The 10,217-nt window shown below is 73.2% G+C and carries 3 protein-coding genes; all 3 read left to right on the forward strand.

Annotated features, from left to right (window positions below; translation table 11 throughout):
* Positions 1 to 3,005, forward strand: a 3,005-nt coding sequence (locus EST54_RS31360; protein WP_129251089.1) for a type I polyketide synthase, incomplete at its 5' end; no start/stop codon positions are given.
* Positions 3,006 to 3,149: 144 nt separating this feature from the next.
* Positions 3,150 to 8,483, forward strand: a complete 5,334-nt coding sequence (locus EST54_RS31365; protein WP_392567429.1) for a type I polyketide synthase — start codon at positions 3,150 to 3,152, stop codon at positions 8,481 to 8,483.
* 89 nt (positions 8,484 to 8,572) lie between these two features.
* The coding region (locus tag EST54_RS31370) for a type I polyketide synthase (RefSeq protein ID WP_174857554.1) at positions 8,573 to 10,217 on the forward strand (1,645 nt) is incomplete at its 3' end.

Raw genomic sequence — 10,217 nt, forward strand, 5'->3', positions numbered from 1 at the left:
CCCTCCACACCACAACAACCCCCACCCAACCCATCGACCTCCCCACCTACCCCTTCCAACGCCGGCGCTACTGGCTCGAAGCCGCACCCGACACCGGCAATGCCACCACCCTCGGCCAGGCCCCCGCACACCACCCGCTGCTCGGCGCCCTCGTCACCGTCCCCGGCACCGACACCTGCGTCCTCACCGGACGCCTCAGCACCCAGACCCACCCCTGGCTCGCCGACCACACCATCATGGGCACCACCCTCCTGCCCGGCACCGCCTACATCGAACTCGCCCTCCACGCCGGCAACCACACCGCCACACCCCACCTCGAAGAACTCACCCTCCAAGCACCTCTGGTGCTCCCCCCTGCTGAGGCCGTCCACCTGCACATCACGGTCGGCGCACCCGACACGGCCGGTCGACGCACCGTCACCATCCACTCGCGCCTCGCCAGCGCCGATCTGCCGTGGAACCTCCACGCCACCGGCACACTCGTCCCCTTGCCGGCCGGCGATGCCGACGACGATCTCAGCGTCTGGCCGCCGCCCGGCGCTCAGCCCATCCCCCTCCACCAGGCCTACGAACAACTCGCAACCCAGGGCTACCACTACGGCCCCACCTTCCAAGGCCTCCAAGCCGCCTGGCAGCACCACGACACCACCTACGCCGAAGTCACCCTCCCCGAGGAAACCCAGCACGCCGCCGCATTCACCCTCCACCCCGCCCTCCTGGACGCCGCACTGCACGCCAACCTCTTTCATGAGGCCGACGGTCAGGGCAGTGCGGAGGGGCCGCGGCTGCCCTTCGCGTGGAGTGGTGTCACGGTGCACGCGACGGGTGCCACCTCGCTGCGCGTGCGGGTGACGTCCCACCGCCCGGACGAGGCGTCGGTGCTGGTCACGGACTCGGCCGGGGCGCCGGTGATGGCGATACGGTCGCTGGCCGCGCGGGTCGTCAGTGCCGAGCAGCTGGCCGTGGCCGGATCCGAGGACGATGCTCTGCTGCGGCCCGGCTGGAGTGAGCGGGCAGGGTGGTCCGCGGTCGAGGAGGCGCGGGGCGACTCTGGGGCGGCCATCAACTGGGCGGTCGTGGGGGCCGAAGCGGACTCTCGGCTCGCCGGAGCTCTCGGCGCCGACGTCCCGGTGTTCCGCGATCTGGCCGCGCTCACGGCAGCGGCCGGTCCCGTACCGGATGTGGTGGCTCTCGCCTGTGACGACCCCGAGAGCGGCAGCGGCGCCGATCTGCTGGACCGGGTCCGTACCGTGCTCGGCCGCGTTGTGGAGACCGTGCAGGACTGGCTGACCGAGCCGAGGTTCGCCGACTCACGGCTGGTGATCGTCACCAGTGGCGCGGCCGGCCCCGACTCGGCAGCCGGTACCGCAGGGGACATGGTGTCCGCCGGTACCGGCACCGTGGTGGACATGGTGTCCGCTCCGCTGTGGGGTCTGGTGCGCTCCGCGCAGGCCGAGCACCCCGGCAGGCTGCTGCTGCTCGACTGGGACGGCACGCAGGCCTCCGGGCGCCGGCTCCGGGCCGCAGTCGCGGCCGCCGCGGACGAAGCCAGTGAACTGGCCCTGCGTGAGGGCCGGTTGTGGGCCCCGCGACTGGTGAGGGAACAGTCGAGTGCTGCTTCCGGGGCCGCTGATGCCGTCGGCGGCGGACAGTGGGACCCGGAGGGCACCGTGCTGATCACGGGCGGGACCGGTGGCCTCGGTGCTGCCGTCGCCCGGCATCTCGTGACCCGGCACGGCGTCCGCCGGCTGCTGCTGGTCAGTCGCCGCGGTGAGCAGGCGCCGGGAGCGCTGGCACTGCAGCAGGAACTGGCCGAGCTGGGGGCGGAAGCGCTGCCGGTGGCATGCGATGTCGCGGACCGTACCGCGCTGGAGAAGCTGCTCGCCGAGATCCCGGCCGGCCATCCGCTCAGCGCGGTGATCCACACGGCCGGAGTGACCGAGAACGGTCTGATCGAGACGCAGACCGCGCACGGCATCGATGCGGTGCTACGGCCCAAAGCGGACGCCGCCTGGCATCTGCACGAACTGACACGGCATCAACCCCTGGCAGCCTTCGTACTGTTCTCGTCCACTGCCGGTCTCTTCGTCGGCGCGGGGCAGGCCAATTACGCCGCCGCGAACGTCTTCCTCGACGCCCTCGCCCGGCACCGTACGGCGCAGGGGCTGCCCGCGCTCTCGCTGGCCTGGGGCCTGTGGGGTGACACCCACGGCATGGCCGGGCAACTGGCCGAGGCCGACCTGGAACGTATGCGGCGGATGGGAATGCGCCCGCTGCCGACCGCCCGGGCGCTGGCGCTGCTGGACGCGGCCATGGCGGTGGACGACACCTCCGTCCTCGTCCCGGTCGGGCTGGAGACAGCGGCGCTGAGCGCGCAGGGCGGAACGGTACCCGCGCTGCTGCGTACGCTCGTCCGCACCCCGATCCGCCGCGCGGTGTCGGCCCCGGCGGCGCCGACGGCGGGCGCCGACGCGCTCTCGCAGCGGCTGGCCGGCCTGTCGGAATCCGACCGTGCTCTCCTCCTGCTGGACCTGGTCCGGAACAACACGGCAGCGGTGCTCGGCCACGGCAGCGGTGAACTCGTCGACCCGAAGCGGGCGTTCAAGGACATCGGGTTCGACTCGCTGGCGGCCGTGGACCTGCGCAATCTGCTGAACGCGGCCACCGGACTGCGGCTGCCCGCGACCCTCGTCTTCGACTTCCCGGCGCCGGCCGTGCTGGCCGCGCACCTGGCGGCCGAACTGGTGCCGGACCGGTCCTCCGGGCAGTCGCTGATCGACCAGATCGACCGCTTGGAGTCGGCGCTGCTGTCCTCGCCCGCCGGCGCCGACGACCGCGACGAGGAGCACACCGAAGTCGCCGCACGGCTGGAGGTGCTGGTCCGCAAATGGCGCGCCCGACGTGGCACGTCACCGGGTGCGGATGCCGAGGCCCCCGCGGACTACGAGTCGGCCACCGACGACGAGTTGTTCGCCGCACTGGACGGAGAGCTCGGACTGCCGTAGCCCGCACGCCTCGGAACGGTGCCGTCAGGCTCCGACCACCGATAGCCACCGATCACCGATATCCCCGGCCACCGACCACCGGTGACCACCGACCACCGATGGTCACCGACCACCACCGACAGCCGCTTTCCACGACGCCCCGGGATCCACCGCCCGAGATTGGCTCACACTTCGATGGCGAACGACCAGAAACTGCGCGAGTACCTTCGGCGTGCGACGGCCGACCTCCATGAGACCCGGCGCCGGCTGCGCGCGGTCGAGGACGACAGGCACGAGCCGATCGCGATCGTGGGCATGGGCTGCCGCTACCCGGGCGGCGTGACGTCCCCCGAGGATCTGTGGCGGGTGGTGAACGAGGGCACCGACGTGATCGGGCAGTTCCCCACCGACCGCGGCTGGGACACGGACGCGCTCTACGATCCGACCCCCGGTCGCCCCGGGCGCAGCTACGTGCGCGAGGGGGGATTCCTTTACGACGCCGCGGAGTTCGACCCGGTGTTCTTCGGGCTCAGCCCCCGAGAGGCGCCGGAGACGGACCCGCAGCAGCGGCTGCTGCTGGAAACCACCTGGGAGGCGTTCGAGCGGGCGGGCATCGACCCGGCGGGCCTCAAGGGCAGCCGGACCGGGGTGTTCGCCGGTCTGATGTACCACGACTACGCGGGCGGCAGCACGGCCGGCAGCCTCGTGTCCGGGCGGGTCGCCTACACCTTCGGCTTCGAGGGGCCGGCGGTCACGGTCGACACCGCGTGCTCGTCGTCGCTGGTGGCACTGCATCTGGCCGCGCAGTCGCTCCGCAACGGCGAATGCTCCCTGGCACTGGCCGGGGGCGTGACCGTGATGGCGGGACCGGAGATGTTCGTCGAATTCAGCCGGCAGCGCGGTCTCGCTGTGGACGGCCGCTGCAAGTCCTTCGCGGGCGCGGCCGACGGTGCGGGCTGGAGTGAGGGGGTGGGTGTGCTGCTGGTGGAGCGTCTCTCGGACGCCCGCCGTAACGGGCACCCCGTCCTGGCGGTGATCCGCGGCAGCGCCGTCAACCAGGACGGCGCAAGCAACGGCCTCACCGCACCCAACGGCCCCTCCCAACAACGTGTCATCCGCCAGGCCCTCCACAACGCCGGCCTCCAACCGGCAGAGGTGGACGCCGTCGAAGCACACGGCACCGGCACCGTCCTCGGCGACCCCATCGAAGCCCAAGCACTGATCGCCACCTACGGCCAAGACCGCCCCGCCGAACGCCCCCTGTGGCTCGGATCCATCAAGTCGAACATGGGGCACGCCCAGGCTGCCGCCGGAGTCAGCGGCATCATCAAGATGGTGCAGGCGATCCAGCACCGTACGCTGCCCCGCACGCTGCATGTGGACGAGCCGACGCCGCAGGTCGACTGGTCGGCCGGGCACGTACGGCTGCTGACCGAGCCGGTGGCGTGGGAGAGCGAGCGGCCGCGGCGGGCCGGGGTCTCCTCGTTCGGCCTGAGCGGCACCAACGCGCACATCATCATCGAGGAGGCGCCCGCCGACCCCGCGCCCGAGGCGCCCGCTTCCCCTTCGCCTGAGGCGCCCGCCGACACCGCTCGCCAAGCGCCCGCCGACGCCCCTGTTCCGTCCCCGCTCGTCGCCGCCGGTCCGCAGGCCCTCCCGTGGTTGCTGTCGGCGGGTGACGACCGGGCGCTGAAGGAGATGGCGGGCCGGCTGCGCACACACCTCACCGCCACCACCGCCCACCACCCGGGAGCCGCCGGGAACGAGGACGAGCGGCCGGCGAGCGCCGCGGACGTCGCGTTCTCGCTGGCCACCACCCGGGCCACCTTCGACCACCGGGCCGTGGTCGTCGCGGACGACCGGGACGGTCTGCTGCGCCGACTGGACGCGCTGGCCGCCGGCGACGACGCCGCGGGACTGGTGCGCGGCACACCGCAGGGACCCGGTGCCCGGACCGCCTTCATGTTCACCGGCCAGGGCGCCCAACGCCTGGGCATGACACAGCAGTTGTACGCGGCCCAGCCCGCCTTCGCGGCGGCGTTCGACACGGTCTGCGAGGCACTGGACGGCCGGCTCGAACAGCCGGTCCGCGAGGTGATGTGGTCTCACGAGGCCGCGCCGAGCGCGGAGCGGGCGGCCCGACTCGACCGTACGGGCTGCGCACAGGCCGCGCTCTTCGCCGTCGAAGTCGCGCTGTTCCGGCTGCTGGAGAGCTGGGGCGTCCGCCCCGACCTGCTGATCGGCCACTCGGTCGGCGAAATCGCCGCGGCGCATGTCGCGGGCGTGTTCACCCTGGACGACGCGTGCACGCTGGTGGCCGCCCGCGGCCGGCTGATGCAGGCCCTGCCCGACGGCGGCGCGATGCTCGCCGTCGAGGCGTCCGAGGACGACGTACGACCGCTGCTCGGCGAGCCACTGGGGCTCGCCGCCGTCAACGGTCCGTCGGCCGTGGTGCTCTCCGGAGACGAGGATGCCGTCCAGCGGGCCGCCGAGCACCTGCGGGAGCAGGGGCGCAAGACGTCCCGACTGCGCGTCAGCCACGCCTTCCACTCGCCTCGGATGGACCCGATGCTGGCGGACTTCCGGAAGGCCGTCGCGGACCTCCCGACGGCCGCGCCGCGGATCCCGGTGGTTTCCAACCTCACCGGAAAGCCGTGTGAGGAGGGAGAGCTGAGCTCCGCCGACTACTGGGTACGGCACGCGCGCGAAACGGTCCGGTTCAGCGACGGCATCGCCACCTTGCGCGCACTTGGCGTCCGCACCTTCGTCGAGCTGGGCCCCGGCGCCACCCTCACGGCCCTCGCCCGGCAGTGCGCGACGGACGACGCCGCCCCGTCGAGCCCGCCCGCCACCGGCGGACCGGCCGACCCGGCGTACATCCCCGTCCTGCGCGCCGACCGCCCGGAGCCGCAGGCACTGACCACCGCCCTGGCCGAACTCCACGTACGCGGCACGGCCATCGACTGGCATGCGGTCGCCGGGACCTGGGGCGGACGGCGCGTATCACTGCCCACCTATCCGTTCCAGCGGCAGCGTTACTGGTGGCAGGACGGTGCTGCCGACGGCTCGGCCCCGGCCCTGTGGCCTGCGGCCGCGGGCGCGGTCGACTCGGCCTTCTGGGACGCCGTGGAGCGTACCGACACCGGTGCGCTCGCTGGGGCACTGCACGCGGAGACCGACGCCCAGCGGGAGGGCCTGGGCGCCGTGCTGCCCCTGCTCGCGTCCTGGCGCGCCCACCGGGTCAAGGAGGCGACGGCCGACGCCTGGAGCTACCGGATCGACTGGCAGCCCCTCGGCGAACCCGGCCCGGACGCGGCCGCGACCGCCGGCACCTGGCTCGTCGTGGCTCCGGAGCAACCGGCCGGCCGGCTCTGGGCCGAGCGCCTCGGCGAGGTGCTGCGCAGCCGGGGCGCGGAGCCCCGGCACCTCACGGTGGAGGCGACGGGACCGTCGCACACCGCCGAGGCCGATGGGGGACGGGCCGCGCTCGCCGACCGGTTGCGCGAGGCCTGCGGTGCGGACGTGCCGGTACGCGCGGTGGTCTCCCTCCTGGCACTCGACGAGGACGCCCACGGCCCAGGCGCCGCGGGGGAACGGACTGCCGCCGCCTCCCGCGGCCTGACTGCCACCGTCGCGCTCGCCCAGGCCCTGGGCGACGCGGCGATCGAGGCGCCGTTGTGGTGCCTGACCACCGGCGCGGTCGCGGTGGGCGGCGCGGAGCAACTGCCGCATCCGGAGCAGGCCCAGGTGTGGGGCCTCGGGAGGGTCATCGCCCTGGAACAGCCGCAGCGCTGGGGCGGACTCATCGACCTGCCGCCCACGCCCGACGACCGCACGGCGGGTCGGGTCGTCTCGGCGCTGACGGGCACCGCGGCCGCGGAACCGGGCTCCGGCGCGGAGGACCAGATCGCGGTCCGCGCCTCCGGAACCTTCGGCCGTCGGCTGGTGCATGTGCCCGCCGACACCAGCGTCGCGGGCACCGGCGACAACGGAGTCGTAAGTGCTGGCGTCGCGAGTGCTGGCGACACGGCAGCCGGAACCACGGACGACGGCACCGCCGGGCCGGAGACAGCGGGCGGGTCGGAGACAGCGGGCGGGGCGGTCACCCCGACCGCCGGGTCCGCCACCCCGCCCGGCTGGCATCCCCAGGGAACCGTCCTGATCACCGGCGGCACCGGCGCCCTCGGCGCCCACGTCGCCCGTTGGCTGGCCCGGGGCGGCGCCAGCCATCTCGTACTGACCAGCCGCCGAGGCCCGCAGGCTCCGGGCGCCGCCGAGCTGGCCGCAGAACTCACCGCGCTCGGCACCCGGGTCACCGTGGCCGCCTGCGACGTTGCCGACCGTGCCGCGCTCGCCGCACTCCTCGACGACCTGCCCGAGGACCAGCCGCTGACCGCCGTCATGCACACCGCGGGCGTACTGGACGACGGCGTACTGGAGTCCCTCACGCCCGACCGGCTCGCCGGCGTCCTGCGCCCGAAGGTGACCGCGGCCCGGCATCTGCACGAACTCACCAGGGACCGCGACCTCACGGCGTTCGTCACCTTCTCCTCGATCGCCGGGCTGCTCGGCAGCGCGGGACAGGGCAGCTACGCCGCTGCCAATGCCTACCTGGACGCGCTTGCCCAGCACCGCCGGGCCCTTGGCCTCGCGGGCACCTCGGTGGCCTGGGGTCCCTGGGACGGTGGCGGCATGGCGGGCGAGGACGCCTCGCAGGACCGCTCCTGGTGGCGCGGCCTGGCCCCGATGGACGCCGAACTCTGCCTGACCGCCTTGCAGCGGGCCCTGGACCGCTCGGCGACCTGCGTCGGCGTCCTCGATGCGGACTGGCCGCAGCTGGCTGCCTCGTTCACCGCGAACCGGCACAGCCCGCTGATCGCCGGCCTCCCCGAGGTACGGGCCGGCGCCGCCGTCACCACCGGAGGGCCGGTCGGCGCGACCGAAGCGCCCTCGGACCTGGTCGTCCGGCTGTCGGCGCTCCCCGAGGGCGAGCAGCGACGGGAAATCCTGGACCTGGTGCGCGGACAGGTGGCACTGGTCCTCGGCTACGAGAATTCCGGCACGGTGCAGTCCGGCCGGGCCTTCAACGAGCTGGGGTTCGACTCGCTCACCGCCGTCGAGTTCCGCAACCGGCTGAGCACCGTCACCGGCCTGAAGCTCCCGGCCACGCTGCTGTTCGACTACGCGAACCCCGACGTCCTCGCCGGCCATCTGCACGCTGAGCTGTGCGCGAGCGGAGCGGCGCCCGCCGTCCCCGTACTGGCGGAACTGGAACGGATCGAATCCGTAGTGGCGTCCCTGTCGGCCGCGGAGATCGAACGCAGCCGGATCAGCCACCGGCTCCAAGAACTTGTCACCCGGCTCAACGCGCGACGCGACGAGGGCCACGACGCGGGGGGCGGCGCACCGGCGGACGGGCCCACCGTCGCCGACCGCCTCGACACCGCGACGGCCGAGGACGTCTTCGACTTCCTCGACAAGGAACTCGGGCTCTCCTGACCCGTCGACCGTCCCCGTCCCCACCTTCCACCCACTTCCCGCACCTCCCGCATGCGCAGTCCCGGGAAACGACACACGGCGAGGCCCTCATGGCGAACGTGAACGAAGCGAAGCTGCTCGACTACCTCAAGCGGACGACCGCGGACCTGCATGCCACCAAGCAGCAGCTGCGGGAGATCGAGAACGCCGGACAGGAGCCCGTCGCCATCGTCGCGATGAGCTGCCGCCTCCCCGGCGGCGTACGTTCGCCCGAGGATCTGTGGCAGCTGGTCGCCGAAGGGGCCGACGCGATCGGGGGCTTCCCCGAGGACCGTGGCTGGGACACCGGCGGCGTACCGGGGGCGGAGTCGCTGACCGGCTCGGACGGCGGTACGGCAGCCGACTACGCAGCCACGGCGGGGGACGGCTCGGACTACCCGCGCAAGGGCGGCTTCCTCTACGACGCGGCGGAGTTCGACCCGGCCTTCTTCGGCATCTCGCCGCGTGAGGCGCTGGCGATGGACCCGCAGCAGCGGCTGCTGCTCGAAGCGTCCTGGGAGGCATTCGAACGCGGTGGCATCGCCCCCGACGGAATGCGCGGAGACCGCGTCGGCGTGTTCGTCGGCACCAACGGCCAGACCTACTTCGACCTGAAACTGCCGGAAGAGGCCGAGGCCTACATGGCCACCGGCAGCAACGCGGCCGTCCTGTCCGGCCGCATCTCGTACGTCCTGGGCCTGGAAGGCCCGGCGGTGACGGTGGACACGGCCTGCTCGTCCTCGCTGGTGGCGCTGCACCTCGCGATCCAGGCGCTGCGCAAGGGCGAGTGCACCCTCGCACTCGCCGGCGGCGCCACCGTGATGGCGACCCCGGGCCCCTTCGTCGCCTTCAGCCGACAGCGCGGTCTGGCGGCCGACGGCCGCTGCAAGGCCTTCTCCGAGGCGGCGGACGGCACCGGTTGGTCCGAGGGCGTCGGCGTGCTGCTGGTGGAACGTTTGTCGGACGCGCGGCGCAACGGCCACCCGGTGCTGGCGGTGGTACGGGGCTCCGCCGTGAACCAGGACGGCGCGAGCAACGGCCTCACCGCGCCGAACGGCCCCTCCCAACAGCGCGTTATCTGGGAGGCGTTGGCGAGTGCCCGTCTGTCATCGGACCAGGTCGACGTGGTGGAGGCACACGGCACCGGCACGGTGCTGGGTGATCCGATCGAGGCGCAGGCGCTGCTGGCGACATACGGGCGTGACCGTGCGGAGGGACGTCCGCTGTGGCTGGGGTCGGTGAAGTCGAACCTGGGGCACACGCAGGCCGCGGCGGGCGTCGCGGGGATCATCAAGATGGTCATGGCGATGCGCCATGGTGTGCTGCCCCGGACCCTGCATGTGGATGCGCCGTCGTCGAAGGTGGACTGGTCCGCCGGCCAGGTCCGGCTCCTGACCGAACAGGTGGAGTGGGACGCTACGACCCCGCGCCGGGCAGGCGTCTCCTCGTTCGGAATCAGCGGCACCAACGCCCACGTCATCCTCGAAGAGGCCCCGGCCGACGAACCCGCCGAGCCGGCACTTCCGGCCTGCCGCCCTGTCACGGAATCGTTGCTGTGGCCGGTGTCCGGCGCGAGCGCGACGGCGCTGGGCGCTCAGGCCGCCGGGCTGTTGGACCTGTTGGAGCGTGCGGATGCGGTTGCGGGTGCTCCGGAGCCGGTGGAGGTGGGGTATGCGCTGGCGACGTCGCGGGCGCAGTTGGGGCATCGCGCGGTGG

This window comes from Streptomyces sioyaensis, assembly GCF_004122735.1.
Taxonomy (GTDB): domain Bacteria; phylum Actinomycetota; class Actinomycetes; order Streptomycetales; family Streptomycetaceae; genus Streptomyces; species Streptomyces sioyaensis.